The organism is Methylocapsa polymorpha, assembly GCF_045689225.1.
GTDB lineage: Bacteria > Pseudomonadota > Alphaproteobacteria > Rhizobiales > Beijerinckiaceae > Methylocapsa > Methylocapsa polymorpha.
The window spans coordinates 2,281,237-2,300,573 of sequence record NZ_CP136862.1; the positions used below are offsets into that span (position 1 = coordinate 2,281,237).

General features: G+C 60.0%; 15 protein-coding genes and 2 pseudogenes. 5 read left to right on the plus strand and 12 right to left on the minus strand.

The window, feature by feature from the left end; genetic code table 11:
- Nucleotides 1-18 precede the first annotated feature (18 nt).
- The 3 genes and pseudogenes from RZS28_RS10495 to smc all read right to left on the minus strand — a co-directional run bounded on the left by RZS28_RS10495 (nucleotide 19) and on the right by smc (nucleotide 5,077).
- Nucleotides 19-759: a F0F1 ATP synthase subunit A gene (locus RZS28_RS10495; RefSeq protein WP_407341100.1), complete on the minus strand. Its 741-nt coding sequence runs from the start codon at nucleotides 757-759 to the stop codon at nucleotides 19-21.
- Nucleotides 760-884: 125 nt separating this feature from the next.
- A complete protein-coding gene (locus RZS28_RS10500) occupies nucleotides 885-1,325 on the minus strand; it encodes an AtpZ/AtpI family protein (RefSeq protein ID WP_407337714.1) in 441 nt (146 codons plus the stop codon).
- 255 nt (nucleotides 1,326-1,580) lie between these two features.
- Nucleotides 1,581-5,077: pseudogene (gene smc / locus RZS28_RS10505) on the minus strand (chromosome segregation protein SMC).
- Between the two features lie 459 nt (nucleotides 5,078-5,536).
- Between smc and RZS28_RS10510 the strand changes: the two are divergent.
- Nucleotides 5,537-5,845, plus strand: a complete 309-nt coding sequence (locus RZS28_RS10510; protein WP_407337715.1) for a hypothetical protein — start codon at nucleotides 5,537-5,539, stop codon at nucleotides 5,843-5,845.
- Between the two features lie 45 nt (nucleotides 5,846-5,890).
- Here RZS28_RS10510 and RZS28_RS10515 read toward each other — a convergent pair whose 3' ends face one another.
- The 5 genes from RZS28_RS10515 to RZS28_RS10535 form a co-directional block, all read right to left on the minus strand.
- Nucleotides 5,891-7,246, minus strand: a complete 1,356-nt coding sequence (locus RZS28_RS10515) for an LLM class flavin-dependent oxidoreductase (RefSeq protein ID WP_407337716.1) — start codon at nucleotides 7,244-7,246, stop codon at nucleotides 5,891-5,893.
- A gap of 367 nt (nucleotides 7,247-7,613) precedes the next feature.
- Nucleotides 7,614-7,961, minus strand: a complete 348-nt coding sequence (locus RZS28_RS10520) for a type II toxin-antitoxin system mRNA interferase toxin, RelE/StbE family (RefSeq protein ID WP_407337717.1) — start codon at nucleotides 7,959-7,961, stop codon at nucleotides 7,614-7,616.
- A 2-nt stretch (nucleotides 7,962-7,963) separates the two neighbouring features.
- Nucleotides 7,964-8,332, minus strand: coding sequence for a hypothetical protein (locus RZS28_RS10525; protein ID WP_407337718.1), 369 nt, complete (start codon nucleotides 8,330-8,332; stop codon nucleotides 7,964-7,966).
- Nucleotides 8,333-8,335: 3 nt separating this feature from the next.
- Nucleotides 8,336-8,665 carry a hypothetical protein gene (locus RZS28_RS10530; protein ID WP_407337719.1) on the minus strand — a complete coding sequence of 110 codons (330 nt, stop codon included), beginning with the start codon at nucleotides 8,663-8,665 and terminating at the stop codon, nucleotides 8,336-8,338.
- A 529-nt stretch (nucleotides 8,666-9,194) separates the two neighbouring features.
- Complete coding sequence (locus RZS28_RS10535) at nucleotides 9,195-10,799, minus strand: Na+/H+ antiporter (RefSeq protein WP_407341101.1); 1,605 nt, start codon at nucleotides 10,797-10,799, stop codon at nucleotides 9,195-9,197.
- A 219-nt stretch (nucleotides 10,800-11,018) separates the two neighbouring features.
- On the opposite strand from RZS28_RS10535, the gene RZS28_RS10540 reads away from it, so the two are divergent.
- Entirely contained in the window at nucleotides 11,019-11,834 is an 816-nt protein-coding gene (locus RZS28_RS10540; RefSeq protein WP_407337720.1) for a CDP-diacylglycerol diphosphatase, read from the plus strand.
- Nucleotides 11,835-12,057: 223 nt separating this feature from the next.
- Nucleotides 12,058-13,485, plus strand: a complete 1,428-nt coding sequence (locus RZS28_RS10545) for a VOC family protein (RefSeq protein WP_407337721.1) — start codon at nucleotides 12,058-12,060, stop codon at nucleotides 13,483-13,485.
- 217 nt (nucleotides 13,486-13,702) lie between these two features.
- On the opposite strand, the gene RZS28_RS10550 is transcribed toward RZS28_RS10545, so the two are convergent.
- On the minus strand, nucleotides 13,703-14,098 hold the full coding sequence (locus RZS28_RS10550) for a dihydrofolate reductase (RefSeq protein ID WP_407337722.1): 396 nt from the start codon (nucleotides 14,096-14,098) through the stop codon (nucleotides 13,703-13,705).
- Nucleotides 14,099-14,313: 215 nt separating this feature from the next.
- Nucleotides 14,314-14,454, minus strand: a pseudogene (locus RZS28_RS10555) (hypothetical protein); the annotation flags it as partial.
- Between the two features lie 725 nt (nucleotides 14,455-15,179).
- On the opposite strand from RZS28_RS10555, the gene RZS28_RS10560 reads away from it, so the two are divergent.
- Both RZS28_RS10560 and RZS28_RS10565 read left to right on the plus strand, forming a co-directional pair.
- Nucleotides 15,180-15,470 (plus strand): hypothetical protein, encoded by a 291-nt coding sequence (locus tag RZS28_RS10560; RefSeq protein WP_407337723.1) that lies wholly within the window; start codon nucleotides 15,180-15,182, stop codon nucleotides 15,468-15,470.
- Nucleotides 15,470-16,204 (plus strand): hypothetical protein, encoded by a 735-nt coding sequence (locus RZS28_RS10565; RefSeq protein WP_407337724.1) that lies wholly within the window; start codon nucleotides 15,470-15,472, stop codon nucleotides 16,202-16,204. Before RZS28_RS10560 ends, RZS28_RS10565 begins: the two co-directional genes overlap by 1 nt.
- 1,297 nt (nucleotides 16,205-17,501) lie before the next feature.
- Here the strand turns inward: RZS28_RS10565 and RZS28_RS10570 are convergent.
- Both RZS28_RS10570 and RZS28_RS10575 read right to left on the minus strand, forming a co-directional pair.
- Complete coding sequence (locus tag RZS28_RS10570) at nucleotides 17,502-17,684, minus strand: DUF1328 domain-containing protein (RefSeq protein WP_407337725.1); 183 nt, start codon at nucleotides 17,682-17,684, stop codon at nucleotides 17,502-17,504.
- 271 nt (nucleotides 17,685-17,955) lie between these two features.
- A complete protein-coding gene (locus RZS28_RS10575) occupies nucleotides 17,956-18,822 on the minus strand; it encodes a response regulator (RefSeq protein ID WP_407341102.1) in 867 nt (288 codons plus the stop codon).
- Nucleotides 18,823-19,337 lie beyond the last annotated feature (515 nt).

Below are 19,337 nucleotides of genomic sequence, written 5' to 3' on the forward strand. Positions count from 1 at the left end.
TGTTGTTCAAATATTTATTCAGTGGCCCGGATGAATTGCGTCATTGAGATAGACGCAAGTAAGGATGGCGAAGACATAGGCCTGCAGCACCGCCACGAGCAATTCGAACGCCGTCAGCGCGACGGTCGCCGCGAGCGGCAGGGGGGCGATCACGGCATAGGCGCCGGCGCCAAGTAGGGTCGCGACGAAACCGCCCATCACCTTCAGGGTGATGTGGCCGGCGAGCATATTCGCGAAGAGACGAACCGAAAGGCTGATCGGGCGGGACGCGAAGGAAATGATCTCGATCAGCACCAGGAAGGGAAGCAGGAAGGGGGAAACGCCCGAGGGGACGAAGAGCCCGAGGAAATGTAGGCCGTGGCGGGCGACGCCGTAAACGATGACCATGCCAATGACGAGCGCCGCGAGGGCGAAGGTTACAATGATCTGGCTGGTCACCGTAAAAGTGTAGGGGATGAGCCCGATCAGGTTCGAGAACAGGACGAACAAGAAAAGCGTGAAGACGAAAGGAAAGAAACGCATCCCTTCGTGCCCGGCCGACATGCGCACGGTGGAGGCGACGAATTCATAGGTCATTTCCGCGGCCGACTGGAGCCGGCCCGGCACCAGCGCGCGCGGCCAGGTTCCAAGGATCATCAGCGCAGAGGCCGCCAGAACCACGATCAGCATGAACAGCGCGGCATTGGTGAACGAGGCGTCAACGCCCCAAGGATGGAGGCTGATGATCCGTTCGATATTGAACTGGTGGATCGGATCCATGGTCTGTTCTTCCGCCACTGCTTTCTATCCCTTGCCTAATCCTCGACCGGATCATCGAACCGGTCGAACCGCCGTTGCGAACCCTTCTTCGAACTTTTGCCTTGGCGCCATTGGCGCGCAAAACTTCACTTCAAGCCTTTCGACCCTTGAGGGCCGACGGCGATGCGATAAACATTCCAAAATCCGGCCGCCGTCCCGAATAGGAGGAAGACCAGCAAAAACACCGGCGTGGCCCCGGTCCAAACGTCGATCTGCCAGCCGATAAGGGCGCCGACGACAACCGCCGCCACGAATTCGGTGAGCACGCGAAAGCCAAGGGTCATCGCGCTTCCCAAAGACCCCGCCGCGGGCGCGGCTGCGTCCTCGGCAGGGGGTCGCGCGCTCTTTTGCGCGTCGAGCGCTCTCGAGAGACTGTCGAGCCGGGCTTTCAGGCCCTCGGCTTCCTTGCGTTCCTGTTCTTCGCGCCCTCGTTCGCCTTGGCCTTGGACTCGTCCTTGATCCGCGCCCCGTTCCTGGCTGCCCCCCCGCTTTTGGCTTCCGCCGCGCCCTGTTTCACGCTCCGCCACTCGTCTCTCCTGCTGCGCCAAGACGATCCGAGAGCGATCTATAAGACGCTCGGCGGCGAAAAGCGAGAAAACGCGGCTCTTTTAGGGCGATTGAAGAAAAACAAAAGGCCTTGAGGCTGGGCTCCTCTCGGCCGGGCGCACCATATGGTCGGTCAGCGTCCCTGTCAAGACTCAGGCGTAAACATCTAACATACTGAAGTTAAATGGATAAATGTGATTGCGTGAATTTTGTCCAACCGGGACAAACGGCCGCGTTCAGCCGGCGTCAAGGAAGCGCTCGGCCTGCTCCAGATCGACGCTGACGAGCTGGCTTACCCCACGTTCGGCCATGGTGACGCCGAAAAGCCTGTTCATGCGCGCCATCGTGATCGGATTATGCGTGATGGTGATGAAACGGGTCTCGGTCTTCTGGCGCATCTGGTCGAGGAGATCGCAGAAACGTTCGACATTGGCGTCGTCAAGCGGCGCGTCGACTTCGTCAAGCACGCAAATCGGCGAGGGATTGGTGAGAAAAATCGCGAAGATAAGAGACATCGCGGTGAGCGCCTGCTCGCCGCCGGAGAGAAGCGTCATCACCTGCGGCTTCTTTCCCGGCGGCCGGGCGAGAATTTCCAGCCCCGCCTCAAGCGGATCGTCCGATTCGATCAGCTGCAGCTCGGCGGATCCGCCGCCGAAAAGGCTCGTGAAAAGCTCCTTGAAATGCGTATTGACGGTGTCGAAAGCCGCGACCAGCCTTTCGCGCCCTTCCTTGTTCAGGCTTTGTATCGCCTGACGCAGGCGCCGGATCGCTTCGGTCAGATCGGCATGTTCGGTCGCGAGATTGGTCTTCGATGCCAAAGCTTCGTTCAATTCATCCTCGGCTCGCAGATTGACTGCGCCGAGGCGCTCGCGATCCTGCTTCAGGAGTTCGAGCCGCTTCTCGACTTCTCCCGCCTGCGGGAGTTCGGCGCCGGGCGCGACATTGGCGAGCGAGGCGAGATCTCCCGGCGCGCAATCGAGCTCGGTCGAGATCGCGCGCAATACCTCGTCGCAGCGCTGCCGCGCCGACTCGACCCGCGCCTCGCTGCGGCTTTTCCTCGCGCGCGGCGCTCATCGCTCGAGCGCGGCGCGGGCCTGACGGTCGGCTTCGGCGAGGCGCGCCTCAGCCGCGACGCGCGCGTCGGCGGCGAGTCTATGGGCCGCTTCGGCCGCCGCGATCTGATCCAGCAGGGTCCGGCGCGTCGCGAGGAACGCGTCAGGCGCGTCGAGAAGGGTTTCGCGTTCCCCGGCGGCTTCTTCGAGCCGCGACTCAAAAGCGCTGATCTGTCCGCCGGCGCCATCGTTGCGAAGCTGCCAGGATTTGCGTTCATCCGCAATCGCATGCAGGCGTTTCGCCCGCGTCTGCGCCTCATGCAAATGGGTTTGCAACTCGGCGCGAGCCTCGGCGACAGCGGCGCGCTCCTGCGCCGCGCGCGCCCGCGCCGCGTCGAGCCTTGCGGTGAGCTCGGTGGAAGCGTCAATCCGGCGACAGCGGCTTGGGCCTGCGCGTGCTTTTCCCGCGCTTCGTCGCGATTGGCTTCGAGGCGCAAAAATGCTTCTTCGAGGGCGGAAAGCCGCGCCGCCGCCGCCGCCGCCGCCGCCGCGCGCCGCTCCGCCGCGACGTCTTTCTTCGCTCTCGCGCCGCCGCTTTCGACTTCGCGCAAGGCGCTCTTATGCTGATCTCACTTCGCTCTCGGCCGCCGCCGCTTCGGCGGGCCGCCGGCGTGGCGAGATCGCCGCTTTGGCGAGATCGGCTTGCGCCCGATCGGCGGCCGCCTTCAGGTCGTCGGCGATCGACCGAGCGGCTTCGGCTTCGATCGTCAGATCGCCAAGGCGATTCTTTTCAGCGAGTCGGCGGGCCGCCGGCGTAGGCGCTTCGGCGGCCTGGGTGAACCCGTCCCAGCGCCACAGATCGCCTTCTTTCGAAACAAGTCTCTGGCCAGGCTTCAGCAGCTTGCGCAGGGCGTGGCCCTCGCTGCGCAATACAATGCCGATCTGGTCGAGCCGGCGGCCGAGGGCGAGCGGCGCGGTGACGAGCGTCGACAAAGCTTGCACGCTTGGCGGCAGCGCCGGATCCTCCGAGGCGTCGGTATGCGCCCAATGCGCCGGCGAGGCCGGATTGGTCGAGGCGTCGAGATCGTCGCCGAGGGCTGCGCCAAGCGCTGCTTCATAGCCCTTGGCGACGCTGATTTCCTCCGTGACCGCGGGCCAGAAGCCGCCGGTTCCGGCGTTCAGCAGTTTCGACAGGGTATGGACCTGAGTGCTCAGATTTTGCGCCTTGCGCTCGGCCTCGGCCAAGGGCGCGCGGGCGCTCATTTCCACCGCGCGCGCCTCGGCGTGACGGATCTCGGCGGCGGCGACTTCATCCTCCAAAACGGCGGCCGTCTCGACGGCTTGCTCAAGCGCCGCCTGCAAAATAGCGCGATCGTCGTCGCCGCCAAATTCGGCCCGCAGCGCGGCGCGCTCCTGCGCCACCTTGCCGGCTCCGCCTCGATCCGTGTGAGCCGAGCGGATTCCTCCCGCAGCGCGGTCTCGGACGCGGCGCGGCGCTTCGATTGCGGCGCGCAAATCCTGCGCCTCGGCAAGCTCTTTCTCCGCGGTCGCCAGCTCGGCTTCGGCGTTGACGAGACGGGCTCGCGCGGCCGCCTCAGCTCAGCCTCGGCTGCTCCAGCGTCGGTCAGTTCGCGCGCCTCCGCATCGAGGCGCGCCAGAACGTCGGCGGCGTCTTCGATCAGCGCGGTCTCGCGCGCGAGATCGCTCGTCATTTGCGCGATCCGCCGTTCGAGCTCGGCGATGCGGGCCTTGGCGCGTCTTTCCTCGCCGTCGAGCGTCTCGCGGGCGAGAATGAGCTTTTGCAATGCGCCGCCGGCGGCGGCCTCGGAGTCGCGCAAACCCGGCAAATCATGCGCGGCGATTCCTTGCAGGCGCGCGGCTTCGGCCTGCAGCCTCGTCCTTTCGGCGACGTCGCGCGTATCTGATTCGAACTTGCGCTCAGCTGAAGCGAGCGCGCTCGTCGCCTCGGCGTGGTTGATCATCGCAAGCAAGGCTTCGGCGCGTCTGATCTCGCCGGCGAGATTGCGGTAGCGCGAGGCTTGCCGCGCCTGGCGTTCGAGGCTCTTAGCCTGGACGTCGATCTGCTGCAAAATGTCGTCGAGGCGCAGGAGATTGTCCTCGGCGGCCTTCAGGCGCATCTCCGCTTCGTGCCGGCGGGAATGCAGCCCGGCGACGCCGGCGGCTTCCTCGAGGATGCGGCGGCGCTCTTGCGGCTTCGCCGAAATCATCTCGCCGATCTGGCCCTGCCGCACCATCGCCGGCGATCTCGACCCGCTCGAAGCGTCGGCGAAAAGCAATTGCACGTCGCGGGCCCGCACCTCGCGCCCATTGATGCGATAGGTCGAGCCCGACTCGCGCTCAATGCGGCGGGTCACCTCGAGAATCTCGCTGTCATTGAAGGCGGCGGGCGCGGTGCGCTCGGCGTTGTCGAGGACGAGGCCAACCTCCGCCATGTTGCGCGCCGGCCGGTTGCCGCCGCCGGAAAAGATCACATCGTCCATGCCCGACGCGCGCATGCTTTTCGACGAATTCTCGCCCATCACCCAGCGCATGGCCTCGACGAGATTGGACTTGCCGCAGCCGTTCGGCCCGACGACGCCGGTGAGGCCCGGCTCGATCAGAAAATCGGTCGGCTCGACGAAGGTCTTGAAGCCCGTCAAGCGAAGCTTGGTGAATTTCATGGCGCAGCCCTCATGCCGCGAAACAGCTTTGGCGCATTTTAAAGTCTTATCGAAGCTCGTTAACTCTTGGTTAACCGATTCCAATGAGCGGCGGCGCCGATCCGGTGGAATCGCTCAAATTCAAAAAACTAGGCATGCGCTTGTCGAAAAAGTCGCTCAAGTTTTTCAAAGACATGCTCTCGCGTGATTCGTCTCTCGCGATTACGGCGTGAGCGCTGCGGCGAAGGCAAGCCTTGGCGCTGATTTTCAAGTCTTGGCGCTAATTTTTCTGTGAGAAATCAAATTTCGCGCCGCGCCATGCGTCCGCGTGGATTTCTCGCGCGTCGCCCGCACCAGAGAGTTTTGGCTCTGCGTCGATTGGCCCCGCTTTTGCGGAGCCTGCAGTCCTTAGGGCGCTTCCCGCTCGCATAGGCGCACGCGCTATGAAAAGGAATCTCGCTCCTAAGATCGGATGAGACAATGCCTGCGTTGCGAGACGATGACAAACTCTTCGAGCGATTGCGTGAGATCGACCGGGCCGTTGCGGCGCTTGCCGAGTTCCAAAGCGTGGCGCCGTTCGAAACGATCGTTCGTGTGACGGCCGATTTCGGGATCTATGTCGAAACGGCCTTGACCCCGCGTGCAGCGGAGGCTTTGCGCGCGGGCCTGCCTCTGCTGGAGCGCGACGGCGCCGGAAAGCCGGTTCGGCGGATGAGGTTGTTCGATGGCCGTTTCACGCTCGAATGGCCGTTTGTGAAGCATACGCTGGATAAAGGCGGCGCGGCGTAGAGCGTCCGCCTCGGGTTCCATGCGGCTTCAGTCGCCGGGCTCGTTTCAGGAGGAAACATCCGCGACGCCCTCCGCAGAATCGAAAAAGCGATTCCGTGGACGAGGCAGATCGAGATTTTCGCGCAGCGTCGCCCCTTCGTACTCCCGCCGGAAAATCCCGCGCCTTTGCAATTCGGGCACGACCTTGTCGACAAAATCTTCAAGCCCTCCCGGCAGATAAGGCAGCATGACGTTGAAGCCGTCGCTGGCCTCGGCCAGCAGCCATTCCTCCATCTGGTCCGCGATGCCCGCAGGCGCGCCGACAAAGGCGAGGCCGGCATAGCCGCCGAGGCGCTGGGCGAGCTGGCGGACGGTCAGCTTTTCCCGCCGCGCCAATTCCACGACCCTTTCCCGGCTGCTCTTGCTCGCATTGCTCTCGGGGATTTCGGGCAGCGGCGCATCCGGGTCGAAGCCCGACGCGTCATGACCGAGCGAGACCGACAGCGAGGCTATGGCGCTGTCATAGTGAACGAGGCTGTCGAGCTTCGCCCGTTTCGCCCGCGCTTCCTCCAGCGTATCGCCGACGACGACGAAAGCGGCGGGGAGAATCTTGAGATGGTCGCGCGCGCGGCCGACCTTGTCCATGCGCCCTTTCACATCGGCGTAAAAGCGCTGGCCGTCGGCGAGGCTCGACTGTGAGGTGAACGCGATCTCCGCGGTCTCGGCCGCGAGCTGGCGTCCCGCCTCCGAGGCGCCGGCTTGCACGATGACTGGCCAACCCTGGATGGGCCTTGCTATGTTGAGCGGCCCGCGCACGGAAAAATGCGCGCCTTTGTGATTCAGCGCATGCAGTTTCGCAGGGTCGAAATAGACGCCGCTCTCGACGTCGCGGATGAAAGCGTCGTCCGCGAAACTGTCCCACAAGCCCGTCACGACGTCGAAGAATTCGCGCGCCCGGCGGTAGCGTTCGCCATGCTCGACATGTTCCTCGAGGCCGAAATTCAGCGCCGAATCCGGGTTGGACGTGGTGACGATGTTCCATCCGGCGCGTCCGCCGCTGATATGGTCGAGCGAGGCGAATCTGCGGGCGATATGGAAGGGCTCCTCGAAAGTGGTCGAGGCCGTCGCCACCAGGCCGAGGCGTTCGGTCGCGCCGGCCAGTGCCGCAAGGAGCGTGAACGGCTCAAATGAAGTCACGGTATGGCTGCGTTTCAAGGCGTCGAGCGGCATGTTGAGCACGCCGAGGTGATCCGCCATGAAGAAGAGGTCGAACCGGCCGCCCTCGAGCGTCTGGGCGAAGCGCTTGAGATGCGCCAAATTAAAATTGGCGTCGGGATAGGCCCCCGGATAGCGCCAGGCCCCGGTATGGATGGTCGTCGGGCGCATGACCGCCCCAAGGCGCAATTGGCGGCGCTCAGTCATGATCGTCGATCGGCGTAATTCTGTGAGTTCGACCGGTGAGCGGCCAATGGGTAAACCTTCATAGTTGCGACCCGACGCCTGAGTCGCCCGTCACGCCAGGAAGCGCTCGCTGAGTGGATGCTATAGCCATTTTATATTAGTATATAAATTTTATCAAATTATCGGACATGATGTTAGTGTCTTAGTTTGAAATTTGAAAAACTCATCCCGCTGGGTAATGCTTACGGACAATTCAATTTGAATTTACGCCCGCGGTATTGATTTACAAAAGAATGGCAATTTTTTCAGTCAGCCCAGCATACGCCATGCTTTGGATCATGATGTCGTCTTTTCGAGGCGCATTGAGAAAGCCCAGCAAGCATTATTTTCATTTTAAATGCGAAACTAAAATCCTAGCCTTAGGCCCCTTCAAATCCGCATGCTCACAAAGTCTAAAAAGCTTATAGCCGCCATTACCTATAGGTTTATAAATCAATATTACATCATCATCTAAATGACAATCATAATAACCCTTCAATGGGCCGTCCAACTTATGATCTTTCATTTTTCCAGGCAATTGGATCGGCGGAACTGCACGCTTGCAACGATCGAATTCTCTCATTGCCTCTTTAATTCCTGAATTTGTCTTTAGATATTTTTTCCAGGAATCCTTAAACCCGGGGGCTAATTCCCATTTAATTTCATTATTTTCGGCCGATGTCTTTGGCTCAGCCATGACTAGGTGCGATCAAGCCATTCTATCATATCTATAACATTAGTGAATTCAGCTTCGGGCTTCCCGGCATCGGCTTGTATGAGCATCGATACAAACGCGGGATCGTATTCCTCCTGCGGGCGATCGTATTTCTCCTGCGCGGGATAAGTAGAAATAGTTAGCGAATAACTCACGCCGCTACCACTAAGAATGGTGGTAGAAGCCGCCATATCTATGATACAGTTCAAGAGCATTTGAGTACTTGACAATATCAAGTAGGCATCCGAAGTATTCGTGTTAATAACATTAACCACTGGACCACCTGAGACATCCTCAGCCACATGCAAGGATCTGAACTTAGCGCGGGGACGTTCTTGAGCAATTGCAGGCATCTTCTAACTCTTCTTTTTAAGATGATCTGGCGCTCTAACTTGGTTAACTAGCGCAGATTGAATAACATATATAGGATCTCCAGCTAGATCATATTGCCCAACCGCCTTTTTAACATCCATTAAAACGGCTTTTAGCCTAATTACGCTCCCGTCTGCAAGCGTATACTCGCTCCATCCATCCTTCGAACTTTCGATATCTACCGGCTCCTGCTTTCCTTTTGGATCAAAGCTAAACTCCGCAGCCATCGACGCCTGTTCATTCGATGGTCGCTGCGGCGCCTTATGCTTAGTGGAAGATATAGGTTGCTGGCGCGGTTTATTTTCCTTTGTCACTGATCCACACTCCATCGCCCCGCCGCCGCCTTCTTAGCGATAGCCCCACGTTCTTCCCTTGAGAACTTTTCCGCGCGCGCCTTTGCGCCAGCCTTTCCAGAATGGACCTTTACTGACGGCTCTTTCAGTTCTTCAGTGATTTCGCTTGTGGCAATGCGCATAACGTGAACTGCGCAGTCGATGGCGTCGGAAGGGCGTCTCTCGCCTTGCGGTCCCTTAGACATGTTCGCGTCCTTCACAAACAATTCGCGATTCGGGTGCCTCGAATCACTATTCGGTAGCAAAGTCAATTATAGGTAAAGATACCGAATTTAGAAGGTGGGGTGCCTTGCCCTCGACGCAGAGTCGCACAATTCGTGCCCAACTGTGGATGTATTTTTTGCGGTAGGTAAAGCCCCAAACAGGCAGTTTCCGTCCCTATCCATATGGGTGGGAGAAACGCGAATTTCAAAATGAGATACTACCGACATGATTGCTTGCGTAAGCCGGCGGGCGCCTGCGCGCGCCGTATTTGCGCGATCACGCGCGATCACTCTTCGCCCCGCCGGTTGGCGAGATCCGCCTCGCGCAGATCGAGTTCGCGCTCGATCCGACGCCGCGCGTCGTCCGTCAGCTTGCCGCCGCAGAATAGGTCGTTCGTGCGCTCGCGTTCCGCGGCGATGAGCTGGAGCTCGATCTCGTCATAAAGCTCGGTGAGCTTCTTATGCCCGTCATCGCCGTCGCTTCTCTGCTCGATGTGCATGAGCCGATCGCGGTGCCGGGCGCGAAGCCGCTGGACGACGCTCTCGGCGAGATTGCGCTCGGCGGCGATCTGATCGAGCCGCTCAAGCGCGGCCTCGATCGCCTGCCGCCGAACTTTGTCCTCCTCGGCTCTGGCGCTGTGGCGCTCCCGGCGCCCCGCATGAGCGAGGCCGAGAGCCCGGATCACCGAAGGAAGAGCCAAGCCTTGTCCCACCAGCGTCACGAGGATGACGGAAAAGGTGAGGAACAGAATAAGATCGCGATCGGGGAAAGGCTGTCCGTTCGCCGTCGCAAATGGGATTGCGAGCGCCGCCGCCAGGGAGACGATGCCGCGCACCCCGGTGAATGCCAGCACGAATGGCGTTTGCCAGGGCGGCGACGGATCCCGGCGCCTGACCGGGGGAAAGAGCCAGCGCGGCAAATAAGTCGCCGGATACATCCAGACGAAGCGGGCTGCGATCACCACAGCGCTCACCAGCGCGGCGGATATGGCCATCCCGGAAAGCGAGTCGTCGGCGATCCGAACCATCAGCGTGCGCGTCTGCAGCCCGGTGATGAGAAACACCATGCCCTCGATGAGATAGATGAAGAAGTCCCAGAAGAAGATGCCCTGGAGCCTCGTTTCGGCGCTGATCAGCCGGAAGCCGTTCCAGCTGATGTAGAGGCCGGTGGTCACGGTCGCGAGCACGCCCGAGCCGCCGAGATGTTCCGGCGGCCAATAGGACAGGAATGGAGTCAGGATCGAGAGCGTGATCTCGATCCTCGGATCGCGGACCCAGCGCCGTAGACGCAATATCGCCCAGCCGACGCCAATGCCCCAGAGGATTTCGCCGCCGACGATCGCTGCGAACAGTCCCGCGGCTTGGCCGAACGAGAATGCGCCGGCGCTGACGGCGGCGATCGCGAAGCGGTAGAGAATCAGCGCGGCGGCGTCATTCGCCAGGCCCTCCCCTTCAAGGACCACGAGGATTCGCCGGGGAAGCTGCAGCCTGCGGGCAATCGAGAGCGGCGCCATGGCGTCCGGCGGCGAAACAATGGCGCCGAGCACGAAGCCTACGGGCCAGGCGAAGCCCAGCAGCCAATGGGCGGCCGCCGCGACGGCGACGGTCGTGAACGCGACGCATCCAACGGAGAGCAGGAAAATGGGGCGGAGATTGAATCGGAATTCCCGCCAGCTCATGTCCACTGCCGACGAATATATGACCGGCGGCAAGACCAGAAGCAGCACCAGCTCTGGCGCCAGCTCGACCGTCGGCAGGCCGGGGATCAGCGCCAGGACGACGCCGGCGAGCACCAAAAGAATGGCCTGCGGAATTTCCAAGCGCGCCGCGATGGTTGCGACCGCGGCGACCACGGCGAGCAGCAGCACTAAAATTTGAATTGTCTGAACCATTGACCCACCGGTCGCGATTTCTGCAAGTTTCATGTAAACGGCGCGGAAGCATCATGTCATCGCCAAAACTTCATCTCCGGCTGATCGGCCCCCTGCGACCCCGATTCCCCCTACGCACAAAGGGACCGAGATGATATGACGGCGTTCCAGCGCAGCTGAGGCGAGACGCCGCTCGCCGACGATGGCCCGTTCGCCATCCTGAGACGAAGCTATCACGCGATGTTCGCAAAGACCTCTTCCGCCTTCCGGCGCATTGAAGCAAAGCGGAGGGGGCGCCGGCGCCCGGCCATCGCGGCGCTTATATGCGCCCTCGCCATTTCCGCCATCGGCGGCGGCGCGTGCGCGGCTAATCGTGACGCCTTGTGGGAGATCGTGCATGGATTATGCGTCTTGCATAAGGTCGAGGCCGACAACCCGGCGCCTTGCGCGGCCGTCGACCTGGCGGGCGGCGAAGAGGCTGGCTCAGCGGTTGTAAAGGATCTCATCGGCAGGACGCAGTTCCTGTTGATCCCGACGCGCCGCCTCACGGGCATCGAGGAGCCGCTGGTCGGAACCGCGGCTTTGCCGAATTATTGGCGTCTGGCGTGGGCCGCCCGCGGCTTCGTCGCGCTCCGTGCGCAGAAAGAATTGCCCCGCGACGCGATTGGCATGGCGATCAACGCTACAGGCTCACGCACCCAGGACCAGCTCCACATTCATGTCGACTGCATTCGCCCCGACGTGCGCAATGCGCTATCGGTTCGGATGCCGGAGATCACGTCAAAATGGGCCGATCTGCCGGTCAGTCTCGCGGGCCGCGTCTATCGCGCGCGGTGGATCGACGGCGCCGAGCCCGAGCCTGATCCGTTCGTCCTGCTCGCCGATGACGCGCGCGCCTCGGGGACGCCGATGCGCGACGAGACGCTCGCGGTGGTCGGCGCGCGGCGGCCGGATGGAAAGGAAGGGTTCATTCTTCTCGCTTACCGCGCGATCGCCGGCGGCCGGGCGCATGCAGAAGATCTGCTCGATCATTCCTGCGCGCTGGCTGCAAAATAGAGTTGTAGCTTCGTCAGAGATCGCTCGCCGCAGCCGGAGGGCAGGGCCGCAATTGCGCGGTTCAAGGCGCCGCATTCCGCGAAAAAGATAAGGATAATTCGTCGCTTGTTTGGTCGATGTCCTGTAGCTTTTAGTCCCGATCAGCGGTGGCCGGGCCATTGCGACATAAAGGTTTCGGACTCTATTTGATCGTTCTTCATCGCTCTCGGCTTGGAGACGCGTCATGACAAATGCTCCCTTTGTTTCCGCTGACGCTATCCGCGCGATGTTTTCAGGCGCGATGTCGGACATGTATAAATCCGAAGTGCCTCAATACGCCGCGCTGAGCGAGCTCGTCGCCGACATAAATCGCGAGGCGCTCGCCAAGGATCCCGAACTTGCGATGCGGCTGAAACAGGCCGGCGACCTTGATCGACTGGGCGTCGAGCGCCACGGCGCCATTCGCGTCGGAACCCCTGAGGAATTGTCGACCATCCGCCGCCTCTTCGCGGTCATGGGCATGGCGCCCGTCGGCTATTATGATCTTTCCACAGCCGGCGTGCCGGTGCATTCCACGGCCTTCCGACCTGTCGGCGACGAGGCGCTGCGGCGCAATCCCTTTCGGATCTTCGCCTCGCTGCTTCGCCTGGACCTGATCGACGATTCCGAGCTGCGACGGGAGGCCGCCGCGATCCTGGCGCGGCGCAATATTTTCACGCTGCGCTGTTTGGAGCTTCTCGCCATGTTCGAGGGCAGGGGCGGGCTCGACGAGGCGCAGGCGCGCGAGTTCGCATCCGAGGCCGTCGCGACCTTCCGCTGGCGCAATGAGGCGACAGTTCCGGCGGAGGTCTATTACAACCTACGCAAGGCGCATCCGCTCATCGCCGACGTCGTTTGCTTCAAAGGGCCGCACATCAATCATCTGACGCTGCAGGCGCTGGATATTGACGCCGTGCAGCTTGCAATGAGCACCCGCAACATGAACCCGAAGGCGATTATCGAAGGGCCGCCGCGGCGCAAGCGCGCCATCCTGCTGCGTCAGACGAGCTTCAAGGCGCTCCCGGAGCCGATCGTCCTTAAAGGGGCGGATGGTTCGATCGAGGCCGGGGCGCATTCCGCGCGATTCGGCGAGGTCGAGCAGCGCGGCGTCGCGCTGACGGCCAAAGGCCGGGCCCTCTATGATCACCTTCTCGCCGCGGCGAACGACTCCGTTCGAGCCGCAAGCGAGGGCTCCAATGGCGCGGCCTATGCGGAGGAGCTTCGGCGGCAATTTGAAGCCTTTCCGGATGATGAAACCGCTCTGCGCGACGAAGAGCTCGCCTTCTTTCGCTACTCGCCGACGGCCGATGGCTTGCGCCATGCCGGCGCGCCCTCGCTTCCGCGCGAAATGGCGGGGCTTGTGCAAGCCGGCTATGTGCGAATCGATCCGATCATTTACGAGGACTTCCTGCCGGTGAGCGCGGCGGGCATTTTCCAGTCGAACCTCGGCGATGCGGGCCAGCGGAATTTTGCCGCGGGCGCAAACCGGGAAGCCTTCGAGGCGGCGCTCGGGATCGCGGTCCTTGATGAGCTGGAGCTTTACGCCGAGGCCGAAGCGAGGTCGCGCGCCGCGAGCTTCAAGGCGTTGGGACTCGACGCGGAGCCGGAGCGTCAGGGCGCAACCGGTCAATAGGCGCTCTCATATCGAGCTGCTCATCCGATAAGTCTCCCTATCGATTCAGTTAGAACAAATACGGCGTTCGCCAACCGAGTCCGGCGCTTCGCGTTGGCGCGGCTCGACCTAGAGCGCGCTCCGATTGGATGGAATCATCCAATCGATAAGAACTCGTTCCAGATAAGTTGGAGCATGTTCTGATCGAAAAGGTCGATCAACTTTTTCGGAATATGCTCTAGCCGGCGCAAAGCCAAATCGGATCGAAATACCTGTCGGCCTCTCCATCGTAGGGCAATCGGGTCACGTCCCAATGGCTGATGAAGGGCGCATAAGCCTTCCAAACGAGCGGGCCGCCTCCAACAAATACAACCCGGTCGGAGTATTTCTCGATGACCATCCTTGGGCTGTCGGTCGCATGGATTTCCGTCACCACTCTATCGCGACGCGCCCAGTCCGGAAAGGAGCGGAATGTTCGGGGGCCGGCGACGATCACGTGGCCCTTGGTCAAATCAAAAAATCGCTGCACGTCAGCCTTGTACGGGGCGGCGGGGTTCCCCTCCCATGGCAAGCGCCCATTGAGTCCGAGCTGCCCATGTTTGCCGATGGCGCAAATGACGCGGACCTCAGCCATTGTGAACTTCCGCTTTGCTAAATGTCCTTGGCGCTATCTCCGCCGGTCACTTCATATTAGGGCGCCGATCGCCATATCGGCGGCGTCCGACCCGGGAAAAAAGGGCGACGGAGGGAAATATCGTCCGGCTGCAGCCAGCCTGCCTGAATGGCGCAGGTGGCCGCGCGCGTCCCATGCTTCCTGGGAAAGTTGTTATGACTGCTCCCGACGACCGGTCACGCCGTAATGACCTCCCGGACCTTCTTGGCGAGCTGTTCCAGGCCGAACGGCTTGGATATGAGCTGCACATGCGGGTCGAGCACTCCATTATGAACGATCGCGTTTCGCGTATATCCCGTCGTGAAGAGAAGCTTCACCGGCCCGTCGAGTTCACGTCACTCCGGCGCTGGCTCAACGGCGGAAATGTGAGCGTGTCTGCATCATTGGCGAATACTAGACCACTTTCGCCGCCGATGGAATCGGGTCCAACGAGGCCGTGGCGATTTATGTTTACTTTTGATTTAGCGGGACAGCCCCCCCTTAAGCGCCTCAGAGACGTCGAATCGGAAGTCGATGTGCGCCGCCAGCGCGTGGTGTGACGATTGAGTCGAAGTAAGCGAGGACACTACAACAGGTTGCTCGCCAATCGATATTAAATTCGCTGCCGTTTACGTTGCGCTGCCATTCCAGCGTCGTGTTTGTCGGTCGCTTGAACTAAAGAAGGAACACGCATTTGCAAAGGAACTTAATGTTGGCGACTACGTTTGCGGCATGAGTTTCAACGGCAAAAAAAGGAGGCGATTATGGGCCTAGGCAAAGGCGCGTTGCTTTGGATTCTGGGAGTGCCGATCCCGATTATTATTCTGCTTCTGTTGTTCTGGCACTGATGTCAGGCACAAGCCACAAGTCATGACTCGTTCTCCTAACAAAAACCTAGGGTGCTACAATGCAACATAAGGAATTGCGGTCGGAGTCCAACGCGGAGACTGCGCGCGGCAGCTTATCTGGTCCCTCGATAGCGGATTCAGTTAACCGAGGAACAGAAGCAATCTATGCCGCCGGCGCGGAAGCTGCAAATTCGGCGGGATCAGATTTACAGGCCTTGCGGGCGGATCTTAACGGCCTCAAGGAGACAGTTACGAAATTTCTGTCACAGGCAAGTGGCGAAGCGGCAAAGTCGGCGCGCGAAGTCACGTCGGGAATTGGGGTCCAAGTCGGCGGCGTTGCAAGCGATATTGCTGGCGGCGGATCGGAGATGGCGTCCGCCGCGACCAAGCAGGCGAAGACCCTCGCATCCGAGATTGAAAGCATGGCTCGCCGAAATCCGCTTGGGGCGATCGCCAGCGCATTGATCATCGGCCTGCTTATAGGCGTTCTCGGGCGTCGAAACTGATGCTGATCAAACTACTGAAGCTATTCGGGTTCGACATGCCCGCCAAGATCAACGCTTTGACAGCGGATCTCGAACGTCGTCTTGAAGCAGCGTCGGCTCAGATTGCGAACGTAGCGTGGGAAGGCGCGGTCATCCTGGCTTTATCTGCTTTGGCCGTCATTTCCGGTGTGATGGCGGGCCTCGTGGGCTTGATCGCGCTTTATCGATGGATGGCGGAAGCTTTCGGACCCTATGTGGCGCTCGGAGGCCTTGCTCTTGTTCTGGTCGCGGCGGCCCTCGCGCTGGCCCTCGCCGCTGTGATCAAGTGGAGATCATCGCTTCGGGATGGGATAAAATTGCCGCGCCTTTTTGACGACTCTACAAGTGAAGGAGGATATCCCGGACCGATGATAAGCGGAGCAGAGGAGGCCGGAGAGCGCATTGATTCGCAATCTGCCGCTGTGCTGAACGCGGCCCCGCTTGCTGCTCCAACACTATCGGCAAGGGATCTCGCCGAGCCGCTCGCTTTCGTCTTGTCGAAGGTTATTATGGATCCGGGCATGGAAAATTCCATGGTCGGTCCGCTGATCGAGACATTGGGGCTGAACGCGCGTGAAACAGCCGACGCCACCATAGATCGCGCCGCCAATGTCGTCCGTCATGGCGATCGCGCGCAGCTGGTTATAATCCTGACCGGAGCCGCTTTCGTCGGCTGGCTGCTTACCCGCCATCCCGCAGCGCTAAAAGGGAATTGAAAGACCTTCGTTCCGTCCTTCGCACAACATGGTCGCGCGCAGAGGGAACGCGATTGGGTTTGGAACTTGATAACGTTCGTCGCCGTTTCAGAAGCGTACAAGGGCAGGAAATCGCCGTCGCCCATCAAGGTAGGTCGAGGCATCATGGAAAAGCGTGACCAAAAATTCGAACGGGCCGTCTCACGTTACAAAAATGGCGCCGCATCTGAAAATGATAGGTCTGTAACGAGGCATCAGCGTCGCAATCCATCCCCGAAGCTTTCGCCTCAAGCTAATCAACCGGGGCGACCCGCAACCGGAAGACTGAACATCGCGCGTATTATTGACGCGTTCTAGTCTGTTCGACGACCAATTCGGCGCGGCTCGGAAATAGCGCGAGACTTTGATGACGCTGCGAATGCGAAAGGCGTCACAAAAGACGGTAATCGGCGCTGCCTCAGAGGGCAATCCGCCCAGGCGATCCATACATGGAGAGGCCCGGACGCCTTCCCATTACTGGGGAAGCGCAACACTGACAAATACAAGAGGCGTATATGAGTTGTTTCTGGCTTAATCCGATTCCAGCGGTCACTGTACCGGCGAGGTTCGCGCCGCGTAGTCGTCGCCTTCCAAGGGTCAGACAAGCTCGCGCGGGGAATATTTTGCGCCCGGCCGACGTTCGGCGCGCCTTGCCTGCGGCGGACGTCGACCGTGGCGCTCTATATGAAGATGCTACGGCCTGTCGATTTGATAAATGACGCAGTTGATGGCGGCGGAGTAGCGTCACCGCTTGCGCTTCTCCAGTGCGATGATGCTCTAATTTTCGACTTATACCAAGAAATCCGGGTGCAGAGGGTGGGTCTTAGCGTTCATATCCAAAGGGTCTCATTGTTATTGGCAAGGGTGTATCAGGCTTCGCAGCTCCGTCCATCAATGCGGGCCAGATAGCGAGTCGACCAGGCGGCTTATTTTTGGCCAAGTAAGGTTGACAAGGGGGCCTGACTTCATCAGCTCAGTATCGATAGCAGCGTCTGCGTTTGTAGTAGCGCGGTTGTACAGTAAGCGTCTTTCGCTGAGGGAGTGCGGCAGCCTACTTATCGACTACGCTCGCAAATTACTTTTGGATATACGCGATCATTGCCGCCCCGCGCGTCGTGTCCCAGCACCGCCATGCTTTGCATAATGCAGTCAAGGGCGCGAATTTGCGCCGACTCGCTGTCAATTTCAGCGCCTGGCACACAGGCGCGCGGATCAACCGACGTCAAGCAATACAGGACAAGGACGGTGATCATGTCACGCTCGCATCATCATCTTATCGCTATAGGCCGCCTCGTCTATTCAAAAGACCGCCAATCAAGGCGATGATGAACAGCACTATAGCCACCCAAAATAGAATCCGCGCGCCAGCGATCGCAGTTCCGGCTAAGCCGCCAAAACCGAAGGCAGCGGAGACGAGCCCGATGATTAAAAATAGCACGGCCCAATAGAGAAGGTTACTCATAAGTCGCTCCCCATTTGCGTTCAAAATAAAGCTCTGGTTGACGCTGACCTAATAGCCGAATTGCACCGTCGCTGATCGGATCCGCCGGCCGCGTCACATCTTCTCAGAAGAGAAGCATCAACGCCGCGTCTACATCATGCTACAGGAAGACGTGATCGCTCTACATCGTTTACAACAACGATAACGAAGGCTATTGTAAATCGTTCCCCGTAAGGACTGGTAGTGTCGCCCGATGCAGGGGCGTGGCCAAGGCGGCGCCGGATCACGGGGATCAATTGAAGCTGGCTTGAGCAGCGCTTTTGGGCTCCAAACTGTTACGCAACCCGCTGGCGGCTTCGGCTTTGACAACGCGGTGCGACTTGCGATCGAAGAAGAGCGCTTGACTGATGGCGGCCTTGAGGCCGTCGACGACAAACGGCTTGGCGACGAGAAAGGCAGGCTCAGGCGGCGCGCCAGTCAGGAATCGCTCGGGGTAGGCAGTAATAAAAATGACCGGAACCGAGCAGTCATCGAGAATTTCATTGACCGCTGCGAGACCTGAACTACTATCGGCGAGCTCAATATCGGCGAGAATTAGTCCGGGCCGTTCCCGGGCGGCGGCCGCGACAGCTTCGAGATGGGTGCTCGCGACCGCCACAACGTGATGGCCAAGCTCTTCGACCAAGCTCTCCAAATCCATCGCTATGATGGCTTCGTCCTCGATGATCAGGACGTCAGTGCGAATCTGCTTCCCGATTTCTTTTCCAGCCGCGTCGATCAAAGCCGCCGCTTCGGCAACCGAACACTCAAGGGTCCGCGCGACTTCCGTAGTCTCGAAGGCCTCGAGCGAGCTCAAAAGGAAGGCGATGCGCGGCCGCAAGGCAATTGCATCGAGATCGCGTTGAGCGCTGAGTTCATCGTAGGGAAACCCGATCTCGTCGACGTGGACATTGAGCGGCATCGACATCCACACATGAATAAATAGGCGGTAGAGCGCCGTTCGCGCGTCAGCGCCGACGTCGAAATGTGCCGGGTCCGCCACGATCGCCTCCAGCGCGGCGACGACGTATGCGTCCCCACTGGCCTGGGATCCGGTTAGCGCCCGCGCGAAGCGTCGGAGATAGGGGATATGCGATGAGATGGCCTGAGATGTCGATATCATGAGGCGCCCCTCGTGTTGCTGCAAAGGCTGCTTGGCCAATCAATCGCAACTGCTAAGAAAGGTTCCCTTTTCGAAATCGGAGCTTTTAATTGCCCGGCGCTCGAACTGCTTCGCTGAAGGAAGAAGCCAGGAGCAAATACTAAGTGCAAATACAAAGGTCGGAAGTTGAGTTAAGCGCCGCGATTTGCGGCCTTGTTAACGTTGCGCACGCGGTCCAATAAGAGCGACCCTTTTCGTTCGCCAAAGATGTTTCTACAGGGCATGCGCGGCGTTCGAGACGACGTTGTCGTTTCAAGTGGAGTCCAAAAGCTTTGATCCTATCGACGTTTCGTTGATGGTCGCCTGCATCAGCCAAGCTGAACCGAGGTCGTAACACCCTTTCAGCGCGTTAGTGATGCGATATGTGCTGTTAAAGCTAAGCAATGGTCTTCGGCGAGACCGAGTCATTCGTGTAGAGCTTTAAGTAAGTAGAGCTTTAAATAGATGGCGTTCGGCGGAACGGGATCGGAGAG